The organism is Hyphococcus lacteus, assembly GCF_041058985.1.
In the GTDB taxonomy this organism is placed as follows: Bacteria; Pseudomonadota; Alphaproteobacteria; order Caulobacterales; family Parvularculaceae; genus Hyphococcus; species Hyphococcus lacteus.
In genome coordinates this window covers 202374-226951 of record NZ_JBEHZE010000002.1, presented here as the reverse complement: position 1 = coordinate 226951, position 24578 = coordinate 202374, and the positions used below count along the sequence as shown (strand labels likewise).

Genomic DNA, 24578 nt, shown 5'->3' with positions numbered 1-24578 from the left:
ACGAACATATATTGAAGATTTTGACGACTAGAGAATGTCATATGGGAAGGCCGAAAAACGGTCAGGGCAATAAGAGGGGTTATGACTATGAAGCGTAGTAAGTTAATATTGTTGATGGCGAGTAGTGCGACTGCATTTCTGGCGTCTGCGGGGCAATCGTCTTATGCGCAGGTGAGTGCGGATGACGAAGATACGATCGTAGTAACGGCTCAGCGCCGCGAACAATCTCTGCAAGATGTGAGTGTGGCGGTTACGGTTGTGACTGGTGATCAGCTAAAGGACCAGGGCGTCACTAATATTAATCAGCTGCAGAACACAGCACCGAACCTTGAGGTCGAACCAGCATTCGGTGGCGGCGCGGCTCAGTTCCGCCTTCGTGGTGTTGGGTTTCAGGACTATGCGTCAAACAATTCCCCGACTGTTGGTGTTTATGTGAACGAGGTTGCGTTTCCAGTTCCGGTGATGACGCAAGGATTGATTTATGACATCGAGCGCGTGGAGGTTCTCCGTGGTCCTCAGGGAACGCTCTATGGGCGCAACACAACTGGTGGTGCAATTAATTTTGTAACCAAAAAACCAACCGATGAATTCGCCGCAGGTGTCTTCGCCGAATATGGTCGTTTCAACGAATTCAAATCTGAAGGTTACATTTCAGGTCCGATCACGGATGGGTTTCGTGCACGTATTTCGGCTTCGACGCAGCAAGGCGGTGGATGGCAACACAACCGTGATACCGACGAGGAGTTAGGTGATGCCAATCGCGGTGGCGTGCGCGGTTTGTTTGAATTCGAGCCGACAGCGAATTTGGAATTTCTGTTTGATGCTCACTATAGCTGGGATAAGTCCGAAAATCAGGGCTTATATTTGATCAACGACCTTGCGACCCGTGGCGGCGCTGGGCCGACAATCTTGGCCGATACTGATCGCTCGTTAACTGGGTGGGGAATTTCACCAACTCTTCTAACCGATATTGGTGCCTCGCCAGACCGCAAGCCAGGTCGTGATAATAGCGGTTGGGGCGTTTCTCTTAATGGCGCATTAGATCTGGGTGGTGCCATTCTGAATAGCATCACAAGTTATGAATCATTGGACCGGTCTGAACTTGGTGATTGGGATTCTTCAGCATCTAGTGAAGCGGATACATTCTTCGGCAGTGACGTTTCTGTCTTCTCGCAGGAAGTTAGATTATCGTCTGATGGTGAAGGTCCATTTGTCTGGCAGGTTGGTCTCTATTATTCGAAACAGGAACTCAATGAGCGGTATTTCTCCGATTTCCTTGATATTTTCGGGACTTATGGTCGGGTCAATTATGATCAGACCGTCGAATCCGTCGCGATTTTTGGTCAAGCGGAATATGCGTTGACTGACAAAATCAACCTAATTGCGGGGCTTCGCCTCGAAAGCGAAGATCGTTTTCTTGAAGGCTTCGGAACAGCGTTCGGCGGGGCGACTGCATTGCCGCCGACTGATGTTTCAACTTCTATGGAGCCTTTGACAGGTAAGGGCGGAATAGAATTTAGGCCCACTGATGATATTCTTTTATATGCTTCAGTCAGCCGAGGTACCAAGTCTGGTGGTTTTACGACGTACAACACGGGACAAGAGAGTTCAATTCAGCCATTCGCTCCTGAGGTTTTGTGGGCATATGAAGTTGGTTTCAAAACAGACTTTATTGATAACCTAACACTGAATGGCGCAGCGTTCTATTATGATTATTCTAATCAGCAGGTGCTTTCAGCAGTTTATGGTGTAAACGGACCAGTTGGACGTTTTGCCAATGCGCCGAAATCAAAAATATATGGGGCGGAGTTAGAGCTGACTTGGCAGCCGCTACCTAACCTCAACATCATTCAAGCTCTCGGTTATAAAGAGGGCGAGTATGTTGAGTTTTTCGATTTGGATGTTCCTGCCTCCCGGTTGGCCAACGCCGCAGTTTTTGTTGACCGAGCAGGCGAAGCGTTACCATTCCCTGATTTCAGTTATAGCGGCTCTGCGAGCTATCTAATTGATTTGGGCAATTTCGGAGTTGTAGCCGAGACGAACTATAGTCGCCGAGATTTCTATCCATCATGGCTCGGTAGTACATATGATGTTGAGTCATATTGGCTCGTTAATGCGAGCTTGAGCATCGCGCCGACCGACGGCCCCTGGACACTCGGGATATGGGCTCGGAATTTGCTCGATAAGGAATATGATTTGACGCGCAACTTTTTTACAAGCGCTGATATTGCTCAACCAGGACGGCCACGAACCTATGGCGTTCGTTTGACGGCTGACTTTTAGATCGTGACGTGATCGAACCTTGCACGCGTCTTTCGTTAAGATGGAATGCCGTGCAAGGTTAGTCTATAATCTCAATTTCTATTCATGCGTTTGGTACTGGCGCCAAGTGCGATACTTCCGGGATTCGATGCTAATCAACTCGCGCGATCACAATGTTCAGATTGGTGAAGTGTTGAAATGCACCTTGCTACGAGGAAGGGCAACCTTCGGGTTGTTTTTGTTGGTCATGGTTGCTGCCATCGCGTTGATGTCTGGCGCCTATGCAAAAGATCAATTGATTTTGGGCGTTCCGCTAGAGCCACCAAACCTTGACCCAACCTCGGGCGCTGCTGCTGCCGTTGATGCGGTGGTTTACGGTAATGTGTTTGAAGGCTTAACCCGTATTACACAAACTGGAGATGTTGCACCGGCTTTAGCGGAGACTTGGGACGTATCGCCAGATGGACTGTCATATATATTCCGCCTACGGCACGGTGTGAAATTCCATGACGGTACGGATTTCGATGCGAATGACGTCAAGTATTCATTGGAACGAGCCTTAGCGCCCGAATCGTCAAATGCGCAAAAAGCGTTGTTAAGCCCGATTCATCAAGTTGATGTACTTGATCCGTATTCGGTCAAGCTAACATTAAGTCGGCCATCCATTGATCTGCCATATTATCTGGGGTGGGGAGATGCGGTGATGGTCGCGCAAGAAAGCGCGGCAAAAAACGCGACCAATCCGGTTGGTACTGGCCCGTTTAAATATGAGCGCTGGCGGCGCGGCGATTCTCTTATTTTGGTGCGTAATGATCAATATTGGGGTGCTGCGCCTAAAGTTAATTCCGTCGTTTTCAAATTTATAGGTGATCCAGCAGCTGCGTTTTCCTCAATGAAAGCGGGGGACATTGATGCATTTCCGAATTATCCCGCCCCGGAAAATGTGGCAGAATTTGAGAGTGATCCTAATTTTAAGGTCGTAACAGGGGCGTCAGAGGGAAAGGTTATACTGGCGATCAACAACCGACATTCGCCACTCAATGATGTTTTGGTCCGCCGCGCAATTTCCCATGCGCTCGATAAAGACGCGATAATTGATGGCGCGATGTTTGGTTTTGGCCAGCCGATCGGCAGCCATTATACTCGGCAAAGTCCCGGCTATATAGATTTAGTTGCCCGCTACCCTCATGACATTCAACGGGGCAAAGAGCTATTGGCGCAAGCGGGTTATCCAGAAGGGTTTTCCGTATCATTGCGATTGCCGCCACGGCCATATGCGCGTCGGGCAGGTGAGATCGTTGCGTCACAGCTTTCTGAAATTGGTATCGATGTTAGGATTGAGAACTTGGAATGGGCGCAATGGCTCGATCAGGTTTTCAAACGTCATGAATTTGATCTGACCATTGTTGAACACATCGAACCGATGGATTTCGGTATTTACGCCCGCAGTGATTATTATTTTGGTTACGAGAACCCAGAGTTTGCGGCACTCGTCGCGCAATATAACGTTGAGGTTGATGCCAATCGCAGGACTGCATTACTCAGGGATATTCAACAGACGTTGGCCGATGACGCCGTAAATGGTTATTTGTTGCAGTCTGCGCGTGTAGGAATTTGGCGTGCTGATTTAAATGGTCTTTGGATAGACACGCCAATCCCCGCCAATATTGCCGCTGGAGCCTATTTTGATGGTGCTGACGCGGCTATGGAGACCGACAGACGCGAAGCTAAGCCTGATAATGCATTCTGGACTATTATCATTCCCATAGTCGTTGTTGGATTGGGCGTTCTGGTCGCGCGTTCCATGGGGGTGCTATATTTATTTGGCCGTGTCGGGTCACATGTTGGAACATTGCTGGCTGCGTCAGTCGTCATTTTCATCTTGATGCAGATCGTTCCGGGAGATCCTGCATCCTACATGATGGGATTAAACGCTAGTCCAGAGTCCATCATCGCTCTGCGCGAACAAATGGGCCTCGATTCTCCTGCGTTTGTGCGGTATTTTGAATGGCTTGGTGGCGTGATAACAGGGCATTTTGGGATTAGCTACACATACCAAGTTCCTGTGGGAGAGTTGATCGCAGAAAGGATGCAAGTTTCCGCACCGCTTGCTTTGATGGCAATGATCATTTCACTGTTGATTGCCATCCCCGTTGGTGTCATCGCTGCCAGCCGGCGTGGGACTGCGATTGATACGGGATTAAATGCCGTGATGCAGATCGGTGTTGCGTTACCGAATTTCTGGATTGCGATGTTGCTGATTATCGTCTTTGCCATCCAATTAAAGTGGTTTTCGGCGGGAGGATTTGTCGGCTGGGATGCTGGGCTGCTCGCGGGGGTAAAGGGATTATTTCTTCCCGCTCTGGCGCTGGCGGCACCACAGGCGGCGATTATTGCGCGTGTGTTGCGTTCGTCCTTATTGGATACCATGAATGAAGACTATATTCGTACTGCCCGTGCAAAAGGATTGAGTTGGGAAGCTGCTTTATGGCGTCATGCTGTTCGGAATGCACTCATCCCTGTCCTGACGATAATTGGTTTGCAATTTCCATTCTTGCTTGCGGGCGGGATCATTATTGAAAATGTATTTTCATTGCCAGGGCTGGGCAGGCTGGTTTTCCAGGCCATTACGCAACGTGATTTAATGGTGGTGCAAAGCGTCGTGTTTGTTCTTGTATTTGCAGTTGTCACCGTCACATTTCTTATTGATTTGGCATATCTTGCCGTGGATCCTCGGTTGCGGGGGCGCGCGCAATGAATGATCAAGCCAAGGTCATAGGAACTACCTCTAATGCTTGGCATGGGGTGTCCACTGGGTTTTTAATTGGTGCCGGTCTATGCCTTCTGACAATCTTTGTTGCACTTCTATCATTCATTTGGACGCCTTATGACGTAACGGATTTGAACGTCACACAGAAGTTGCTATCGCCAAGTTTTGCCCACCCTTTTGGGACGGATCATTTTGGCCGTGATGTTTTATCTATGATCATGGTGGGCGCGCGCAACTCGCTCGCCGTGGCGCTTGTTGCTGTTATCATTGGCGCGGGAATTGGTACGCCGCTTGGTTTGCTGGCCGCGGCACGTCACGGGATGGTCGGTGAAGTGGTCATGCGAACAAACGATCTGATTTTCGCATTTCCCTCATTGCTTATGGCCGTGATGATAACGGCTGTATTTGGGCCGGGTGCGATTAACGCCATCGTCGCGATTGGTATTTTTAACATTCCAGTTTTTGCTAGGGTAGCGCGCGGCGCGGCAATAGGGCTGTGGACCCGAGAATTTATTCTGTCAGCGAGAACCGCTGGGAAGTCGACATTCCTAATTTCAATACAACATATATTGCCGAATTTATTAGGTCTATTGATTGTACAAGGAGCAATTCAATTTGCGCTTGGCGTCGTAGCTGAGGCGGGTCTTTCATATGTTGGCTTGGGGGCGCAACCACCAATGCCGAGCTGGGGACGAATGCTCGCGGAAGCGCAGACAATGATCGGTTTTGCACCATGGCTCGCTATCTTTCCGGGGTTTGCAATAATGATTGTTGTGTTTGGATTTGGGCTTGTTGGTGACGGGTTACGTGACTTTCTTGACCCACGCATCAGGCAGGAGCGATAGGTTATGTCGCTTTTGAAAATTGAAAAACTCTGCGTTTCAATAGGGCATGCATCGATTCTGAAATCGATTTCCTTGCAATTGAACGCGGGTGAAATTGTGGGATTAGCCGGGGAATCCGGATCTGGAAAATCGATGACCGCTATGGCGGTGCTCGGACTGTTGCCGCCTAAAGCCAATATGAGTGGCACCGTTAAACTTGAAAATGCCATTCTGTCTGGCGCATCGGAGAATGACCTTTGTGCGATACGCGGGCGCGATATCGGAATCATTTTTCAAGAACCGATGACTGCGCTCAACCCTGTCATGACGATTGGTGATCAAATTGCTGAGACTGTTCGGATCCACCGTAAGGTCTCTCGGACGGAGGCCCGGACGATCGCACGGGAGATGTTAGACAGAGTAGGGTTACGCGCACCGCAATTCGGTCTCGGGCGGTATCCGCACAATCTATCAGGCGGGCAACGTCAACGGGTTGCTATTGCGATTGCACTCGCGCTTAAGCCAAAGCTCATCATTGCTGACGAACCGACGACGGCACTTGATGTAACAACTCAAGCCGAAATTCTTGACCTTCTAAATCGCCTCGTTCGTGAGGATGGTGCAGCGATGATTTTGGTTACTCACGACTTGGCCGTTGTCGCTCAAGTCGCCGACCGTGTTGTTGTGATGAAGCATGGTGAAATTGTCGATGAAGGCAGCGTCGATCATGTCTTTCGGAATAGTAATAATCCCTATACGGTTAAATTGATAAAAAACACCGACCACCAGCCTGAGCGAGCTGAGCAGGGCGGTCGGAGCGGAAAGCCGGTGCTTCAAGTCGAGCAATTAGTTCGGGAATATGCCGGGAGACGGAAGCTACTAAAGCCGGACCCGCCTTTCCGCGCCGTTGATAACGTGAGTTTTGAGATCTGTCCGCATGAGAATGTGGGCCTTGTGGGCGAGTCTGGTTGCGGTAAATCAACACTTCTTCGAACAATATTGGGGCTCGACGCACCACAGGCAGGCGAGGTTCGAGTTTTCGGTGAGTCTTTTCCTGCGCGTAATTTGGCTAAGACCAAAGAATTGCGGCGAAAAATTCAGGTCGTGTTTCAAGATCCTTTTGGAAGCTTTGACCCTCGCTGGCGGGTTGAGAAAATCATCGCTGAAAATTTTCACCTTTATGACCGCGCCATCAGTAGCAAGCAGGAACGAATGCGGATCGAGGCAATGCTTGAACAAGTTGGTTTAAATGGGCGTGATGCTGACCGGTTTCCGCATGAATTTTCGGGCGGCCAACGTCAGCGCATTGCGATTGCGCGGGCGCTTATTACTGAACCGTCAGTGATAGCGCTTGATGAGGCGGTTTCCGCGCTGGATGTAACAGTTCGCGCGAAGGTTTTGGATCTCCTTGCGGACCTATCTGACAGATTGGGCGTGGCATATCTTTTTGTGACTCATGACCTAACCGTTGTTCGTTCGATTACTGATCGGGTGATGGTCATGAAGGCCGGAAAAATTGTTGAAGAAGGAGATACCGAGGCCGTTTTCTCGAATCCACAGCATCCATATACAATAGATTTGTTGAACGCAGCACCAAATTTGAACCGCGCGTTAGAACGACGGAAAGCGATTGGGCACCCAACCGAAGTTTCGCAATGAATGCCATATACGAACAAGCAAAAAACGATGATTAAAATTAGACAGGAGAGATCGATGAATCGCAGGGAATTACTTGGAACACTGGCTTCGGTTTCTTCAGCCGGGTTTGCACTTTCCGCGGGCGGGCTATCATTTGCCGCTGATGGAAACACAGCACGCCAAACTGGTCCCCGTAATTTGATTACTGATGTTCCCGGATTAAAAATAGGGCAATCTCAGGATGCTAAAGTGCAAACAGGCGTCACTGTTATTCTTCCAGATAAAGCGGCTGTCGCGGCAGTTGATGTCCGCGGAGGAGGCCCTGCCACGAGAGAAACAGATGCACTCGCACCACACAATCTCGTTCAGGAAGTTGATGCGGTGGTTCTTTCCGGTGGTTCTGTGTACGGAATGGCGTCTGCGGATGGGATCGCTGCTTGGATGGGCGCGCGTAATCGCGGATTTTCCATGGGTTCTGTGCCAGGCGTGCCGCCGTCACCGATTCTTCCAACCGCTTGCCTTTATGACCTTGCGAATGGCGGTAATAAAAAATGGGGCGAGAAACCACCTTATCGAAAGCTGGGTGTAAAGGCGCTTGAAGCCGCGTCAGAAGAATTTGAGCTAGGGACTGCTGGTGCCGGTTTCGGCGCTATGTCGGGTGGTATCAAAGGTGGTCTCGGGTCAGCATCAACTGTTACCGCCGATGGGCATACCGTTGGTGCGATCGTTGCGGTTAATAGTTTAGGGTCAGCAATTGCGCCCGGAAGTAAGCAGTTTTGGGCCGCGCCAGTTGAGATTGGTAATGAGTTTGGGGGGCTGGGTACTGAAGAGCTTCATGCCAATCCAGAAGATTATGGTCACGCGCTGCGCCAAGCAAAACCGCGTGCGAATACGACAATTGCATGTATTGCTACGGACGTTGCGTTAACGCGGGTTGAGATGCAGCGTATTGCGGTTATGGCGCAAGATGGATTGGCGCGGGCACTCCGGCCAATCCACGCGCCGTTTGATGGCGATGTCGTTTTCTCGCTTTCGACAGCTCAACATGAAGCACCATCGATTATGCCGCGTTCTGTTTTAACGATGCGGCTTGGGGCAATCGCTGCGGACACTCTGGCTAGGGCAATTGCACGTGCCGTATACGAAGCAACTTCCCTGCCGGGTAATTCTCCTAAGCCAGCGTGGCGTGATTTGTAACCTATTTAGGTTTATTCAGAACACTTCATAGGCGAATAATCGGTGTTATAGAGGAAAGTGGAGTCGACTCGCTCGACCAGTTTTCCATTTTCCTCTGACTTCTCTGCGACCGACTGCCACTCTGGATCGGCACGAAATGCTGCCCACGAATTGGTGCGCGAGTGTTTGTCCGGGTAAGTTAGAATATATATCAGCGTATTTTTCGAATTTTCTTCTGGAACCCAATACCCCACGGATTCAATTCCGTGTTTTGCGAAAATTCTCAACGTATGTTCGCGAAAGCGGGAATGTAGTTCTTCCAATTTTCCGTCTGCTGCGTAATAGGTACGCATCTCGTAAATACAGGTTTTGCCACGTGTTTCTGCCGTTTGCGATGCAAACGCGGGTGAAGAAATGCAGCAAAGGGCAGCGAAGGCAAGGCCTGCTGTCGGCATAATTTTCATGATAACTTTACTCCTCAGTGTCGGGTTAGAATTTGTGACGAAAGGTAAGAAAATTCTAAACGAGATTTCAAATAATGCATAAAAAACAATAAGATATTGGTATTTTTGGGGTGTTGCCTACTTCTTATTTTAGGTGGTTGACAGTTTCAGTATAGTATTTAGTATACAGTTTCATAGAGGCAAGGTGATTCATTTTAGAACCATATAATTGTCCAGATTGACTATAAATCGGTAGGCGGAGGATGGGGCAGGGCTAAAAGTCTTGCGTATCAGAATTCAAACTTTTCACGACGGCTATTGAGTGCCGGCGCATTTTTTTGACTGAGCGGCGTTTGCGACCATGCGAGGTGGTGGCGCGTCAATTCAATAATTAAATCATATTAGCCAACCTTCGAAGAGAAGGTATGAGGCTGCCTGACCGTAGTAGCGGCAGATTAATGATAGGGAGGGTGTTAAGTTGAAAATGTTAAGACTAGTTCCTGCAATGATGGGCGGCGTAAGTTTGCTAGCCATTGGTGCACAAGCAACGGCACAAGAAGCCGGTGCATCATCGAACGATGACACGATCGTTGTCACCGGTTCGAGAATCGTACGCGACGGATATTCCGCACCAACACCAGTAACTGTTGTAACGACTGAAGAGCTAACACGTACTGCTCCGGGTGGTATCGCTGATGGTCTTAATCAGTTGCCGCAATTTGCAATGGATGCCAGCACACAAAACACTGGTAATCAAGCCACGAATAACGGGGCAGGTAACTTTTTAAATCTGCGTGGACTTGGTTCTGTACGGAACCTTATTCTTCTTGACGGACAGCGAATTCCACCGACGACCTTTAATGGTACTGTTGACGTTAACATTATTCCTTCTGCTCTTGTTGAGCGTGTCGAAGTTGTTACGGGTGGTGCGTCTGCTCAATATGGTTCTGATGCTGTTAGTGGCGTTATCAATTATATTCTTGATAAAGACTACAATGGCCTTAAGGGGCAGGTTCAGGGTGGCTTGTCAGGCTACGGAGATGACAAATCGTTTAAAGCCTCGATTGCAGGTGGATTTGATGTGCTCGGTGATCGCGGTCATGTCCTGTTTAGCTATGATCATTATGAACGTGATGGTCTGCCGCGGAATGAAATGCGCCCACGTGGTGGCGAATGGTGGGGACGAGTCGGTAACGGTACTGAAGCTGCGCCATATCGGAACCAAATTAACGTTCTTTATCAAACAGGTACATTTGGAACATTGTTCCCTTATGCTGAAAACTTTGCGGTCAATGATGGAAACCCGCTCGAAGGAATGCACTTTTTGCCGAATGGTCAGTTAGTACCATTTGATCCAGGTATTTCTCCACCAGGAACAAGCAATAAAGGTATCGGTGGCGATGGTTCTCCAAGTATTGGTCATACGCTGACAGGTTCTCAATTAACGGATCAATTCTTTGGTCGGTTCGATTTTGAAGTAGGGTCCAACGTAAATGCTTTTGCACAGCTAAGCTTTACAGAGTCGCGCAATAAATACGTGACTATTGGCTCTGGTACTCAAACTAACGCGATTTATGTCTATGCGGATAACGCATACCTTCCACCTGCCGCCGCCGCAGCATTAGCTGGATATGTTGGTCGTGACGGTATCGCGGGCACAGAGGATGATGCTCGGGTTGGGGCAGGTCGTATTCATGCTGATCAGCCATTTAAGGAAGTTGATGCGCTAAGTAACGCTTACACTTTCCTTACAGGGTTAGAAGGTACGGTTGGAGATTTTAACTGGAAAGCAACTTACGCTTACGGTGATACCATTCTTCGTTCGTCACATGCGGGTAACTTCTACCAGCAGCGATTCTTTGCGTCATTTGATGCCGTTCGAGACCCAGACGGAAATATCGTTTGTAATATCACGTTGACCAATCCTGGGTTGATGGATGATTGTCGTCCAATCAATTGGTTTGGTGAAGGCTCTCCGTCGCAAGCAGATATGGATTGGGTTAGCGGGTTCTCCAAGTTCAACGTGAAGCAGAATATGCATATCGTTGCTGGCGAATTCTCTGGCGATGCATTCGATTTGCCGGCTGGCCCCGTTTCTTTCGCGGTTGGTGGCGAGTATCGCAAACAAAAGCTGAACCAAACCAGTAACTCTAATCCAGCTATTGAAACATCAACTGAAGGCTTACGGACCAACGTTGCGAGCCGAATAAACAAATATAATTCGACCAATGTCGGTATCGCATCCGGTGCCTATTCTGTCCGCGAAGCGTTTATTGAGGCAGCTGTTCCGATTTTGAGTGGTCACCAGTTCGCGGAAAATCTCGATTTCAACGGTGCCTTCCGTTATACGGATTACTCTACAAGTGGTGGCGTGAAAACCTGGAAGTTGGGGATGAGTTGGACACCGTTCTCTGATCTTCGGTTCCGCTACACTAGGTCTCGCGATATTCGAGCGCCTACATTGTTCGAGCTGTATGCGGGTGACCAGGCCGCGCGTGGCGGGTTCTTCGATCCGCTTTCAGGCCGCAATGATAACATCATTACTCTTTCAGGCGGGAATCCGAATCTAACGCCAGAAATTGGTAATACGCATACCGCAGGTGTTGTGTGGCAGCCATCATCTATTCCTGGCCTGTCGGCTTCTGTTGATTACTTCAACATTAAGATTACGGATGCTATTTCTCGCCTCAATCGAACAGCGGTGAATGACGAGTGTATTGTTTCGGGTGGTACATCAACCCTTTGTCAGTACGTGGTCCGTCCGTATCCATTCGACTACTCTCCAGCGTCCGACAATTTCCCAGTGTCAGTTCGTGCACTGTCAATCAACCAAGCACTGTTGGCGGTGAGTGGTCTGGACTACGAGTTGTCATATAATTTTGGTATGCAACCTTTTGGTCGCGATGCTAATATTGGGTTGCGTCTTCTGGGATCTTATGTTCCTAACCGAACAACTCAAGCTGATGCGAATTCCGCACCAAGGGACGTTCATAACAAAGAGAATGATCCGACACACCGGATCAATTTGTCAGCGACATATCAGGATGGGCCATTTGGTTTCACAGCCCGTGCTCGTTTCATTGGGTCGATTGATAGAACCCAAGACGTAGGGGTCATCTATGAAGAGCCAACTGTTGCGGCAATCGTCTATACCGATATCACTGTAGATTATGACTTTGAAATCGGTGGCGGAATGTATAATGCGTATCTGACCATTAATAATGTTATGGACACGAAACCACCATTGATCGCAAATGGGCAGCCGGGTCAGCAATACCCAACAAACCAGGGTATGTATGATGTCGTCGGTCGTTACTTTACGGCTGGACTAAAATTCGAGTTCTAATTGTTGAGAACTTGATATGAATGAATCCGACAAGCTTGCTTAAAGCTTGTCGGGTTTCGTTTTAAGAAGTTTTGCATTTACGAGGTAGAGATGCAGTCGATGCGTAAAAGTTTGATACTATGGTCTGCGGTCCTTTTGATATCTGGATGTGGACAAGGGAAAACTGATACGTCGACAACGAGCGCATCAAAAGGTGAGGTGACTTCGGTGGAAAGCCCGCAGCCGTCAGAGCCGTCGCAACCAGCGATTTCAAAAGAGTTACAAGAAGAGGCGGAATTTCTTCCTTTGGGGCCGGGGCGTGACACCACAATTCGGATTTGCTCTGGGTGTCATGCGTTGAACCGTATTGAGGAAGTGAATCGTGACCGACAGGGATGGTATGACCTCGTTCAATTTATGGGGGATCGGGGCGCGATGGGTTCGCCGCAAGAGATGTTGGAAATAACCAATTATCTCGCTAAGAATTTTCCGCCTAAGGAAGAGTAATTTTAAACCCGTATCGAGCATTTTAAACGGGCCAACATTTTTTCTACCTTTAATAAAATCAATTATTTATTTTTAAGCAGGCCAGTTACAGACTGGCCTGCTTAATTGTTGTATTACAACGCGCACACTCATTGGACGCTGCACGTGATGATGATGACATTCGGTGCTGTGAAAAGGTCGTCATGATGATAAGTTTTAATCGGCATGGCAAGTACTTAACATCGGGTTTTGTACTTTGCGTATTGTTGAATGATCGTGACGTGACTTTGACTGCCGTATTCACTTGGTTTCCTGAGGCGTTCGCTACGTCGTGAGTTATGAACGCCGTGTCGGGCAAACTAGAGTAGTATCCTTGCTAATGTCGCGAAATTTCCTTCCCTGATGCCTCGCTGCTCTTTACTGCATACCAATTCCATTGATGCCGTCAGTCGAGGAGGGGGCTGTAGAACTCCAGAAGTCGCTTTAGTATCTGTTGGAATATGGTTGCTTGCCCGGCCCCCCAAGTCTTCTTTGGACGATACGATACATGGGTGTCTTAGGGGCGCGATTTAGTTACTTATTATGCCGCTCGAGCGTATTTCTGATGAGGATTTCCCCAAGAAAACCTTTGTCGCAAAATAATACGCGCTCAACTTTGAGCGCGCATTATTTATGCTGTTTTGTTGGAGAGAGATGCGGACCACCGATTTGGATCGGGCAGGACGGTGGTCCGCTTGGTCAGAGGGTCTTACTGGATCTCTCGCGGAAGGGACTGAGAGGCCAGGGTTGCTAAGACTTCTGACCGGGTTGTAGCTATTCAGGTAGTGCGTACACGACGAGGGAGTCGCTTTCGACAGGTGCTCGGAGAAGACCCCCACCAGTTGCTACGATCGCAACGTGTTGTTTTCCAGAGCTGTTTGCATAAATAACAGGTATACTGTGAGCCGTTGCGGGAAGTTTTGTTGTCCAAACTTCTTTGCCAGTTTTCGTTTCAAATGCCCGGAAACGGCTATCATCAGTGGCGGCTACAAATGTTAGGCCACCAGCGGTCGTTGAGGGGCCACCTTGAGACGGTCGACCTGTGTTCTGTTTTCCTTCTGGCAGGGTATCGGTTACGCCGAGCGTAGAACGCCACTCAACCTTACCTGTGTTTACATTAACGGCTACAAGTTGACCCCATGGCGGAGCTGCGCAATGTAATCTCGTTTCCGGATTCCAGAAGCGACGTGTACCAGCGTATTTGCCAGAGTTTATATATGATTTTCCGTCAGGCGTCGGGATAAGCCGCATAGGCTGGCCCATATTGGTAACATTCACCACATAGAAACCGGTTTCAGGATCAAAGGAACCACCGCCCCAATTCACGCCACCGTGTGTTCCCGGATATGTCACTGTATACTCATTGAAACCAATCGGTGTATACGGATCTTTTGATAATTTCATATTATTGTCGTCTACGAGTGAGCGACAATATTCGGCATGTTCCGGCGTTTCGTTATAAAGCTCTTCGCGTGAGATTGAGTTGCGCGACAGCGGTTCTGTAACAACAGGGAAGGGCTGCGTTTCTGCTGCTTTTTCCGTTGGTACATTGCTCGCTGGTACTGGCCGATCTTCGATAGGGTGGATTGGTTCGCCCGTTACGCGATTCAGGAAGAACATTAGTCCGGTTTTATTGACAATTCCAATAGCCGGCACGCTTTCTCCGTTTTGCTCGATATCCATCAAAACGGGCGGTGATTCCGTATCGTAATCCCAGATATCGTGGCGAACGACTTGAAAATGCCACAGATACTCACCGGTTTCTGCATTCGCGGCAACAATTGAGCTTCCAAACAAGTTGTCGCCGGGACGATCGCCGCCATAGCGGTCATTGTTGGGGCCGCCGAATGGCATGTAGACAATACCTCGCTCAGTATCGAGCGTCATCATGCCCCAGATATTGACGCCGGAACGTTTTTTCCAGCTATCGCCCTCCCAAGTGTCATGTCCAATTTCGCCCGGACGGGGAACGGAATGAAATGTCCAAACTAATTCACCGGTATGGATATCCCACGCTCGCGTATCGCCTGCGGGGCCTTCGCCACCATTTGTGCCGCCGGGGCCTTCGCCTGGTCCAGCGCCAGTAATCACAAGGTTTTTATAAATTACCGGCGGAGAGGGGAGAATATAAGATTTGTCTACGCCCGTATGCATGACTTCAGGCGTTTTCAGGTTAACGACGCCATTGTCTCCAAATTCGGTGTTTCTTTCACCAGTTTCCGCATCGAGGGAATAGAGCCGTCCGAGACGGGTTCCGAAAACGATAGCAGGGCCTTGTTGATCGTCGCCGGGCCAATATTCAACACCACGTAGCGAAGGGCGATCATAATCAGGAATGGTGAACGACCACTTTTCGTCGCCCGTTGTCGCGTCAAGCGCAACCACGCGGCTGTACGGCGTTGCGATAAACATCGTATTGCCAATAACCAATGGAATTGCTTGGGATGCTAACAATCCCCCGCCGGGTACTTCTTCTGTAGCGGGATCAAGTGGCGGTTTCATGTGATACACCCAGGCAACCTCAAGATCGTTGACATTTTCTGGAGTGATTTGGTCAAGAACGGAGTGTCTTTGTGCGCCGTGATCATGATTGACTGTTGGCCAATCTGTACGTTGCGCCGCGTGTTTTGGGTCGATCGCTTTTGCTGTACTTTTGGAAGTGGAGGGGGTGACCGACGTTGTGCTTTGTTGCTCTTCCGGCGTGGCCTCATCAGCGACGGCTTCTGCATCGCGGTCTGCGCAGCCTGCGGATACTGACAGTATGAGTACGGCCGCAGTTGAGCTTAAGAAGCGCACACGGCGCGTTGGATTTGGTCTTATGGTTTGTCTCATGAACGTTTCCTCGTATGCGCGTTTTCGCAACCAGACATTTTAATGTCATGATTGGCCCTCGCGTTAAATTATACTGTATACGATATACAGAACTGATGTTGCCCGTCAATGTCCTGTCTCGCGCCTATATGGCACGGCTTATTTCCCCTTTATTTTAGCTTGTTTGTTGTTAAGGCGCGAGCCTTTCTGGCCTTGGACCGCCGGTCGCCCAGTCCAACAGCTCAACTGTATGAACCACCGGAATACCCGTCCCTTTTTCGATTTGCGTCATGCATCCAATATTACCGGTTGCGATGACGGCAGGACCGGTAGCTTCAATGTTTTTGACCTTACGTTCTAATAATTGACCTGCGATTTCAGGTTGCATCAAGTTATATGTTCCGGCTGAACCACAACATATGTGAGCCTCATTCGGCTCAACAACATCGAAACCAGCAAGACGCAGTAGGGCTTTCGGTTCATTGCGTATTTGTTGACCATGCTGCAGGGAACAGGCGGCGTGATAAGCAACCCGCATTCCCATAGGCTTTAAAGGACCTAGCTTAAGGTCAGAGATTGTCTCGCTAATATCTTTTGTAATTTCGCTTACGCGTGCCGCCCGATCGGCCCATTCCGGATCATCGCGAAACATAAATCCGTAGTCTTTTACGGTTGTTCCACAGCCAGAGGCATTGACGATAATTGCGTCTAACCCGTCAGTATCCATCTCTTTAATCCAGGCAGAGATATTTGCTTTGGCGAAGGCATGTGAATCTTTTGTCTTCCCGAGATGATGGGGTAAGGCACCGCAACACCCTGAACCCTCCGCGGTTAGCACGTCTAAACCTAAGCGATTTAGCAACCGAACAGTCGACGCATTGATTTGTGGGGCAAGAACGGTTTGTGCGCAGCCCGCAAGCATAGCAACACGGCCACGACGTAAGGTGTCTGTCTTCGCGAGGTTAGGTTTTTCAAAGAGGTCTTTTGGAGGCAGCTTTTGAGGTGCCATGTCGATCATGTTTTTAATTCGACTTGGCATAAGAAATTGAAATGGGCGTCCCCATGCCGCAAGGCGCAATGACAGCCGAAACAATGTCGGGTTTGGTAAAATGCGTGCAAGCGTGTTGCGGATGATACGTTCGAACAGTGGGCGCTGATAATTGTCCTCTATGTATGCGCGCGCATGATCAACAAGATGCATGTAATTTACGCCAGAGGGGCACGTTGTCATACAACTCAAGCAGCTCAAACATCGGTCAACGTGTTTGACGGTGCTGCTGCTTGGTTTGCCACCTTTTTCAAGCATTTCTTTCATCAAATAGATGCGCCCGCGTGGGCTATCTAATTCATCCCCTAGCAATAAATATGTTGGGCAGGTCGCGGTACAAAAACCACAATGCACACATGATTTTATGACTTCTTGGGAAGACGCCATTGGAGCAGACTTTAATTGCTCTTGTGAAAAACCTGTTTGCATATCAAATCCCCTTATACATTCGGCCGGGATTAAATATGCCCATCGGGTCGAATTGCGATTTTATTCTACGTGTTATCGCTTCAATTTCAGGTGCGAGCGGCTGGAACGGGGCTGCCACGTCAATTAAATCATGTGGTGTACGCATTAGCGTGGCATGGCCATCGCCACCCACCAAATCTCGAATAGTCTGTCGAATCTCTGTGGAGTAATCGTGAGATTGATTTTTGATTTCGACCCATATTCCGCCGCCAGCCCAGTCAAAGTAATAATCGAACTTAAACATCGAACGCAGGTGATCAATTATTTCAGGGCCATTCTTTGGAGGAACTGAAATGTGCCAAAGGGCATGCTCAATGTTTTGGGAAAAGCATTGAGCATTTGAAATTTCCATCCATAGGGGGCGAGACTCAGTACAAGGAATTAACTGATGACCATCAATGGATTTTAATTGGTTAGAAAGTGTTTCGGCTCGGGCGCGCGTGGTAGGATGAAAACCGTCGAGACGTAAAAGGGTAGCTGATATATGGGGCGGAAGCGTATTATTTGCAAAGTGATTTGTTATCTGTTCAGGTAGATATGCAGCAGCAGAAACCTGGCACGATGAGGACATGGCTTGACGCATGGTATCAACAGCGGTGACGTCATCTAACCCAAGTAATGCAAGCGTTACAGTGTCATTTGGCGTTGGATGTGTTTTGAGTGTGAGTTCACTCACCGCGCATAGCGTTCCGAAACTTCCGGTCACCAATTTCGAGATATCGAAGCCGGTAACGTTTTTAACGACTCTTCCGCCTGCGGCACAAATTTCTCCAAAACCATTCACGGCTTTTACGCCCAAACAGTGATCTCTTGGCCCGCCTGCTGTAAGTCTTCGCGATCCCGCGCGACCGGTCATCATAGCGCCACCAATGGTTCCGTGATCGGATGAGGCCCCCCATAACGCGACATAACTCGGAGGGTCGAAAGCCAAACGTTGATTATGCTGAGCTAGAGCGGCTTCGATTTCAGCAAGAGGCGTTCCAGGCCTAACCGTTATGATCATTTCTTCTGGTTCGTAGAGGGTGATTCCGCTTATCCGCGATAGATCGACCAATACATTGGAGTGAACCTTTCGACCAAGCCGTCTTTTTGAACCAGAACCGCGCAATTCCAACGTAATCTGTGAAGACAGCGCATCTTTAATCGCGGATTGTAGCTCGCTTACATTTTGGGGTTTCCAGACTTCACGCACAATTATAGCCGATCAAGCTCAGGAAACCGAAGCTTCCCACCATGAACATGAACCTGACCTAATTCCGCACAACGACATAGTTTCGGAAAAACCTTACCGGGATTGAGTAGGCCTTGATCGTCGAAGGCGCATTTTAATCGTTGTTGCTGATCAATATCAGAGCTTGAAAACTGAACTTCCATCAAGTCGCGTTTTTCTACGCCAACGCCGTGCTCTCCGGTGAGCACTCCTCCGACATCGACACAAAGTGTAAGAATATCTGATCCAAGTTTTTCTGCTTTTTCGAGTTCACCAGGAATACTGGCATCATAAAGAACCATGGGGTGAAGGTTGCCGTCGCCCGCATGGAAAACATTGGCCACTCGCAAATTATATTCGTCTGACATCTTATTTATACGCGTGAGAACCTCGGGAAGGGTACGGCGTGGTATTGTACCATCAATACAATAATAATCGGGTGAAATACGCCCGATCGCCGGGAACGCAGCTTTGCGCCCTGCCCAAAATGAGAGCCGCTCATCTTCGTTGTTCGAAACTCTCAACGATGTTGCGCCACTGTCTTTTGCGAGACCGTGCACAATGTCGATTAAATGGTCGACTTCCGGAGCTGATCCATCAAGCTCAACAATCATGATGGCTTCTGCATCAAGCGGATAACCAACATTTACGAATGCCTCTGCGGCTTCAATCGCAAGCTTGTCCATGATTTCCATGCCTGCGGGAATGATTCCTTGCCCAATGATGCTGCTCACGCATGTTCCGGCAGATTCAAGACTGTTAAAGCCCAATAACAGAGCGCGGCGAATTTCCGGCACAGGTAGTATTCGGACAGTTACCTCTGTCACGACACCTAATAGCCCTTCGGAACCGCATATAACGCCTAGTAAATCTAGACCTGGTTCATTCAGAGATTTTCCACCAAGGCGTAAAACCGTCCCATCCATGAGAACGATTTCTACACCCATTAAATTGTTTGTAGTCGTTCCGTACTTTAAACAATGAACCCCGCCAGCATTTTCGGCAACATTACCGCCAATAGAGCATGCGATTTGGCTTGATGGATCTGGGGCATAATAAAAGCCGTCGTTAGTTACCGCATGAGTAATCGCAAGATTAGTAACGCCAGGTTGAACAACAGCACACTGATTTTCATAATCTACGTCAAGAATTTTGTTGAACTTACCAAGACCCAGAATAATACCATCTGCGAGGGGGAGGGCACCGCCCGACAATGACGTGCCAGCGCCTCGTGGGACCACCTTTAGGCCGACGTTGTGGCAATACCGTAGCACTTCAGAAACCTGATCGACGGTTTCCGGCAAAACTGCAATCATTGGTTTTTGCCTATACGCAGTAAGACCATCACACTCATAAGCCGCGAGGGCGACGGTATCGTCAATGACACCTTCACCAGGAACGATGGTGCGTAATGCGGAGACGAACTCTGCCCGTCGTGCTATGAGGTTTGAATTTGGGGTCGGCATTAACACGGGTACTATTGCACCTTATCAATCACTTCGTTCTTGCCATTCAACGACAGCTTGGCGTTGCTCCCCGAGTTTTTCAATACCGAGGTGGATTTGATCGCCAGGTTTTAAAAAAATTGGATCGGGTTTGAAGCCCATACCAACGCCAGGGGGGGTGCCCGTCGTGATAATATCTCCGGGCTCCAACGTCATGAACTGACTCACATAGCTAACGATGGTCGGAATATCAAAAATCATTGTGCGTGTATTGCCGGTCTGCATACGCGTGCCATTCACATCAAGCCACATATCAAGGTCGTGAGGGTCGCCAATCTCATCTGAAGTAACGAGCCATGGTCCAATGGGTCCAAATGTATCGCAGCCTTTGCCTTTATCCCAAGATCCACCTCGTTCAAGCTGGAACTCGCGTTCTGATACGTCGTTAATCAAAACATAGCCCGCGACGTGTTCAAGGGCATCTGACTTATCTACATAACTTGCACACTTGCCAATGACGATACCAAGCTCAACTTCCCAGTCCGTCTTTTTTGAATTTTTAGGGATCATGACATCATCGTCAGGACCCTGAATACAACTTGTTGTTTTGGTAAATAGGATTGGCTCTGGCGGGATCGGCATGTTCGCTTCAGCCGCATGGTCAGCATAATTTAGACCGATCGCAAGAAATTTCCGTGAGCCGACAAACGGTGCCCCCAGACGAGGGTTGCCAGTTACAACGGGTAGCGATGTAACATCGACTTTAGTTAGCTTTTTGAGGTTTTCTGGTAGTAATTGTTCGGTAGTAAAATCAGTAATTAAACCAGAAATATCGCGAATATCACCATTTTGATCAAGAATCGCGGGTTTTTCATTGCCCACGGGGCCGTAGCGTAACAACTTCATTCAAATAGACTTTCTGTATCGTGTACGAATTTAATGATTATGTCGTGGTGTCTTATGTGTGACGCCACGATATTTCACAGCGTTCTCAAGGCATCCGCCTTCTGACAAGCTTCCTACATGGTCGCGAAAAATTTCCTGCCACGGCGTTTGGCTTGCAGGCATTGGTGGTAACGGTTCTTTTTTTCTCTGTTCTATTACTTCCGGTGCAACAATCGCGTTGCAGCTTCGCTTTTTAAGGTCGACACGGATTAAATCACCACTGCGCAACCACGAAAGCCCGCCACCGACCGCGCTTTCAGGCGAAGCATGGAGTATTGCTGGGCTGTCTGAGGTACCCGACTGCCGTCCATCTCCAATGACGGGAAGAGCGTTGATTCCAAGTTTCAATAGACGGTCGGGTGGCTGCATATTTACAACTTCGGCCGCGCCGGGCCACGATACCGCGCCAGCACCACGAATTACGAGGATTGATTTCTCAGTTATATTGAGAGAAGGGTCGTTAATGTTCGCATGATAGTCTTCTGCGCTATCAAACACGACGGCGATACCCTCGAAACTGTCCTCGTCGTTAGGTGTTTTCATATATCGTGTTCGAAATTCGTCGGAAATAACACTGGTTTTCATAATGGCAAAATCAAATAGATTGCCACTCAGAACAACAAACCCAGCATCTTCTTGTAACGGCTGGTCAAAGGAGTAGATCATCTCCCGATCGGGGGACTGCCGGCCTTTGAGTGTTTCCGAGAATTTTTTGCCACTCACATTAATTCGATCTGAATGCATCTTTCCGGCTTTTTCGAGTTCCCACAGAATGGCGGGAACGCCGCCAGCACGATGAAAACGCTCGCCTAAATATTGCCCCGCAGGTTGCATGTTTAAAATCAGGGGAAGTGCATAGCCGTGGTCGACCCAGTCGCGTGCCGTTATTTCCACTCCTGCATGGCGCGCCATCGCCGTTATGTGCGGCTGCGCATTTGTCGAGCCGCCGATCAAAGCGATAAGAGCAATTGCATCAAGGAAGGCCTCACGGGTCAGAATTTTCGATGGACGAAGATCTTCATAAGCCATTTCAACGATACGCTTGCCAGTTTCATAGGCCATCTGCGGGCGCTCACGATATGCCGCAGGAATGGCCGAACATCCGGGTAGGGATAACCCTAATGTTTCTGCAACGGCATTCATCGTGGAGGCTGTGCCCATCGTATTGCAATGGCCGATCGACGGGGCGGATGCCGCAGCTGTATTGATAAACTGCTCTTCTGTGATCTCACCTGCTGCGAGTCGTCGACGGCTTTTCCAAATGACGGTTCCGGAACCGACGAGCTCCCCTTCGAACCATCCATCAAGCATGGGGCCGCCCGAAAGCACAATTGCGGGGACGTCCGTAGTGGATGCTGCCATTATGCTGGCTGGTGTGGTCTTGTCACAACCCGTCGTTAAAACAACAGCATCGATTGGATACCCATGTAAGATTTCAACCAAGGTGAGATAAGAGAGGTTTCTATCTAATGCAGCTGTGGGCCGTCGGCAGTTTTCAAATATGGGATGAACAGGAAATTCCATAGGGATCCCGCCGGCGTCGCGTATGCCATCGCGTACTCTTTTTGCGAGTTCAACGTGACCACGGTTACATGGTGACAAATCGCTACCCGATTGCGCGATCCCTATGATTGGTCGACCGCTTCGAAGTTCTTCTGGCGTTACGCCATAATTCATGAACCGCTCTAGATAGACAGCGGTCATGTCGCTTCGATTCGGATCAGCAAACCATTCTCGTGAGCGAAACGGTCGTGCTGGTTTTCTCGTGTTCATCTTTAGCTTCTTTTTTGGTGTTTAAAACGCGCGGCTCATGGCCCATTGGAATGTGTCGCGGTTGTTGTCTTCTTCTATTTTTAGGTGCTGAGCGGCAGAGAGGTGGCTGATTTTGGGGAGCGGCGTGGTATATGCGGCAGCTCTTTCCATCATCGCAGCAACGTCTCGGCCGCTATATCCTGGAATCGTTTCCCAATATTGTGTTGTCAGAATTGGAATTTCTAATGGGTCGCGTGTAATAAGCTCTTGGATCGGGTTAATTTTTGGATTGTGTTTTCTCATGATAGAAAACAGTTCGTACTGATCTTTTATACCTGTTCCGAAACGAACTTCCGATAACAAAAATCCCTTTTCATATGGTGCGATTCCCATGTCTTTCAGCGACGTTGCCATTGCATAGGGCGCAAGCTTCGTCACTGTTTCTGTGGGGTCTTCCATAAGCGAAATATTGTTACCCGGATCAATAAGGGCACCTAGGTATTCGCTATCAATTTTTTTCAAAATCGCGAGGTGTTCGTCCGATGTGCGATCCTTATGGTTTTCAAGTGCAAGGCCAACGCCGATTCGTTCCACAATTGGCATGACCTTTTCGACGACCGCATTCGCTTGGGCTTCCCAACTACGGTAGTCTTCCATTGTCATAAAAGTTGTGTACCGACGATTCCCGCCTTTTGGTGGCCGGCTGACGGCGCGCACGCAATTTGCACCGAGTTCTTTTGCGTTTAGCATGGATTGTTCGAATGCGGTCAGGTCATCGTCCGGGTGGTAGGGGAGTGCGGCTTCGCCCTCGTAGAACATATCCAACTCTTCTAGCCGTTGACGGAAACGCTTTAAGTCAGTTCTCACGGCTGTTTGAACACCGCCAGCACCGAGTGAACGGCAATATTCAAGGTAACGAACTGGATCGTTCCGCATGGGTTCAATGACATCAAGCCCGCGCATATGTGCGGCATTTGCTGTCGTTGCAATTCCCATGGGGGATTTGGGCGGGAGAACTTTTTCTGCTGTAGCACCATTTGCCCAGCTTGGGCCACTGGCAACGCTCAAACCCATAGCGCCAACACCGCCTAGAAAAGCGCGGCGTGTTGCATCACTATTGGTGTGTTCTCTGTTTTCCATTGTAGTCCTCCCAATTATTTTGTTTTTAAATTATTTTGCAGTCCAACCGCCATCAATGACAATGTCTGTACCAGTAATAAAACCGGCTAACGGCGAGCAGAGGTAACAGGCCAATGCACCGATTTCTTCGACTTCACCCCAACGACCTACGGGCAAACTGGCTAGAAAATGCGCATTTGCTTCAGGGTCATTCATCACCGGGTGATTAAGTTCTGTACCGAATGGTCCTGGGCTGATTCCATTGACGGTGATTCCATCACCAGCCAGTTCAAGCGCAAGTGAGCGGGTAAAACCAAGAAGTGCAGTCTTTGCCGAAGAGTATGGTGTTCGACCGGGCAGTGACACATGGCTAAGCATCGATGTCATATTTATGATGCGACCATAACCACGGCCAGACATACCTGGCACAAATGCCCGAGACACCAAGAATGTCGAAGTTAGGCTTACGTCGATAACGCTTTTGAATTCTTCCAACGATAATTCAACAAGATTTTTACGGACGTTATTGCCAGCATTGTTGATAACAATTTGTGGGGCACCGAGCGCTTCCGTTACCTCTTTTGCGACTCTGTTGACTTCATCTTCGCTTGTGACATCTGCAGTGAAGCTCGCTGCGGACCCGCCGGCCGCCGTGATCGAATCTTCAACACCTTTGAGCCGCGTTTTGTCGCGGGCAACCAAGGCTATTGTTGCTCCGGCACTAGAAAGCGTGTGAGCCATTGCCTCACCTAAGCCGCGGCTGCCGCCCGTAATTACCGCAACCTTGCCGGATAAATCTATATTCATAGTCTACGTC

Annotated in this window: 16 protein-coding genes; 7 read left to right on the top strand and 9 right to left on the bottom strand. The window is 49.0% G+C overall.

All coding sequences use genetic code 11. The annotated features are described in order from the left end of the window. The first annotated feature begins 87 nt into the window (after positions 1–87). The 5 genes from ABFZ84_RS14460 (at position 88) to ABFZ84_RS14440 (ending at position 8691) form a co-directional block, all read left to right on the top strand. Positions 88–2283 carry a TonB-dependent receptor gene (locus ABFZ84_RS14460; RefSeq protein WP_369314788.1) on the top strand — a complete coding sequence of 732 codons (2196 nt, stop codon included), beginning with the start codon at positions 88–90 and terminating at the stop codon, positions 2281–2283. A 127-nt stretch (positions 2284–2410) separates the two neighbouring features. Then, positions 2411–5020, top strand: coding sequence for an ABC transporter substrate-binding protein (locus tag ABFZ84_RS14455; protein WP_369314787.1), 2610 nt, complete (start codon positions 2411–2413; stop codon positions 5018–5020). Continuing rightward, the gene (locus ABFZ84_RS14450; RefSeq protein ID WP_369314786.1) at positions 5017–5877 is read left to right on the top strand and encodes an ABC transporter permease; all 861 of its coding nucleotides are present in this window, start codon (positions 5017–5019) and stop codon (positions 5875–5877) included. Before ABFZ84_RS14455 ends, ABFZ84_RS14450 begins: the two co-directional genes overlap by 4 nt. 3 nt (positions 5878–5880) lie before the next feature. Further along, the gene (locus ABFZ84_RS14445) at positions 5881–7515 is read left to right on the top strand and encodes an ABC transporter ATP-binding protein (RefSeq protein ID WP_369314785.1); all 1635 of its coding nucleotides are present in this window, start codon (positions 5881–5883) and stop codon (positions 7513–7515) included. A 54-nt stretch (positions 7516–7569) separates the two neighbouring features. After that, entirely contained in the window at positions 7570–8691 is a 1122-nt protein-coding gene (locus ABFZ84_RS14440) for a P1 family peptidase (protein WP_369314784.1), read from the top strand. An 11-nt stretch (positions 8692–8702) separates the two neighbouring features. On the opposite strand, the gene ABFZ84_RS14435 is transcribed toward ABFZ84_RS14440, so the two are convergent. Next, the gene (locus ABFZ84_RS14435) at positions 8703–9134 is read right to left on the bottom strand and encodes an NIPSNAP family protein (RefSeq protein ID WP_369314783.1); all 432 of its coding nucleotides are present in this window, start codon (positions 9132–9134) and stop codon (positions 8703–8705) included. A gap of 463 nt (positions 9135–9597) precedes the next feature. Between ABFZ84_RS14435 and ABFZ84_RS14430 the strand changes: the two genes are divergently transcribed. After that, complete coding sequence (locus ABFZ84_RS14430; RefSeq protein WP_369314782.1) at positions 9598–12459, top strand: TonB-dependent receptor plug domain-containing protein; 2862 nt, start codon at positions 9598–9600, stop codon at positions 12457–12459. 99 nt (positions 12460–12558) lie between these two features. Beyond that, entirely contained in the window at positions 12559–12945 is a 387-nt protein-coding gene (locus tag ABFZ84_RS14425) for a hypothetical protein (protein ID WP_369314781.1), read from the top strand. A 792-nt stretch (positions 12946–13737) separates the two neighbouring features. Here ABFZ84_RS14425 and ABFZ84_RS14420 read toward each other — a convergent pair. The 8 genes from ABFZ84_RS14420 to ABFZ84_RS14385 all read right to left on the bottom strand — a co-directional run bounded on the left by ABFZ84_RS14420 (position 13738) and on the right by ABFZ84_RS14385 (position 24568). After that, positions 13738–15795, bottom strand: a complete 2058-nt coding sequence (locus ABFZ84_RS14420) for an outer membrane protein assembly factor BamB family protein (protein WP_369314780.1) — start codon at positions 15793–15795, stop codon at positions 13738–13740. A gap of 169 nt (positions 15796–15964) precedes the next feature. Continuing rightward, positions 15965–17251 (bottom strand): glycolate oxidase subunit GlcF, encoded by a 1287-nt coding sequence (gene glcF / locus ABFZ84_RS14415; RefSeq protein WP_369314779.1) that lies wholly within the window; start codon positions 17249–17251, stop codon positions 15965–15967. Between the two features lies 1 nt (position 17252). Further along, positions 17253–18482 (bottom strand): FAD-binding protein, encoded by a 1230-nt coding sequence (locus ABFZ84_RS14410; protein ID WP_369314778.1) that lies wholly within the window; start codon positions 18480–18482, stop codon positions 17253–17255. Between the two features lie 2 nt (positions 18483–18484). After that, positions 18485–19972, bottom strand: coding sequence for an FAD-linked oxidase C-terminal domain-containing protein (locus ABFZ84_RS14405; RefSeq protein ID WP_369314777.1), 1488 nt, complete (start codon positions 19970–19972; stop codon positions 18485–18487). Positions 19973–19990: 18 nt separating this feature from the next. After that, the gene (locus tag ABFZ84_RS14400; protein WP_369314776.1) at positions 19991–20851 is read right to left on the bottom strand and encodes a fumarylacetoacetate hydrolase family protein; all 861 of its coding nucleotides are present in this window, start codon (positions 20849–20851) and stop codon (positions 19991–19993) included. A gap of 30 nt (positions 20852–20881) precedes the next feature. Continuing rightward, positions 20882–22663 (bottom strand): IlvD/Edd family dehydratase, encoded by a 1782-nt coding sequence (locus ABFZ84_RS14395; RefSeq protein WP_369314775.1) that lies wholly within the window; start codon positions 22661–22663, stop codon positions 20882–20884. 21 nt (positions 22664–22684) lie between these two features. Next, entirely contained in the window at positions 22685–23782 is a 1098-nt protein-coding gene (locus ABFZ84_RS14390; RefSeq protein ID WP_369314774.1) for a TIM barrel protein, read from the bottom strand. A gap of 30 nt (positions 23783–23812) precedes the next feature. Continuing rightward, positions 23813–24568 carry an SDR family NAD(P)-dependent oxidoreductase gene (locus tag ABFZ84_RS14385; RefSeq protein WP_369314773.1) on the bottom strand — a complete coding sequence of 252 codons (756 nt, stop codon included), beginning with the start codon at positions 24566–24568 and terminating at the stop codon, positions 23813–23815. Between the last annotated feature and the right edge of the window lie 10 nt (positions 24569–24578).

Coding starts and splice junctions, on each gene's coding strand:
- ABFZ84_RS14460 (WP_369314788.1), top strand. CDS start 88: ATGAAGCGTAGTAAGTTAATATTGTTGATGGCGAGTAGTGCGACTGCA.
- ABFZ84_RS14455 (WP_369314787.1), top strand. CDS start 2,411: ATGCTAATCAACTCGCGCGATCACAATGTTCAGATTGGTGAAGTGTTG.
- ABFZ84_RS14450 (WP_369314786.1), top strand. CDS start 5,017: ATGAATGATCAAGCCAAGGTCATAGGAACTACCTCTAATGCTTGGCAT.
- ABFZ84_RS14445 (WP_369314785.1), top strand. CDS start 5,881: ATGTCGCTTTTGAAAATTGAAAAACTCTGCGTTTCAATAGGGCATGCA.
- ABFZ84_RS14440 (WP_369314784.1), top strand. CDS start 7,570: ATGAATCGCAGGGAATTACTTGGAACACTGGCTTCGGTTTCTTCAGCC.
- ABFZ84_RS14435 (WP_369314783.1), bottom strand. CDS start 9,134: ATGAAAATTATGCCGACAGCAGGCCTTGCCTTCGCTGCCCTTTGCTGC.
- ABFZ84_RS14430 (WP_369314782.1), top strand. CDS start 9,598: ATGTTAAGACTAGTTCCTGCAATGATGGGCGGCGTAAGTTTGCTAGCC.
- ABFZ84_RS14425 (WP_369314781.1), top strand. CDS start 12,559: ATGCGTAAAAGTTTGATACTATGGTCTGCGGTCCTTTTGATATCTGGA.
- ABFZ84_RS14420 (WP_369314780.1), bottom strand. CDS start 15,795: ATGAGACAAACCATAAGACCAAATCCAACGCGCCGTGTGCGCTTCTTA.
- glcF (WP_369314779.1), bottom strand. CDS start 17,251: ATGCAAACAGGTTTTTCACAAGAGCAATTAAAGTCTGCTCCAATGGCG.
- ABFZ84_RS14400 (WP_369314776.1), bottom strand. CDS start 20,851: ATGAAGTTGTTACGCTACGGCCCCGTGGGCAATGAAAAACCCGCGATT.
- ABFZ84_RS14395 (WP_369314775.1), bottom strand. CDS start 22,663: ATGAACACGAGAAAACCAGCACGACCGTTTCGCTCACGAGAATGGTTT.
- ABFZ84_RS14390 (WP_369314774.1), bottom strand. CDS start 23,782: ATGGAAAACAGAGAACACACCAATAGTGATGCAACACGCCGCGCTTTT.
- ABFZ84_RS14385 (WP_369314773.1), bottom strand. CDS start 24,568: ATGAATATAGATTTATCCGGCAAGGTTGCGGTAATTACGGGCGGCAGC.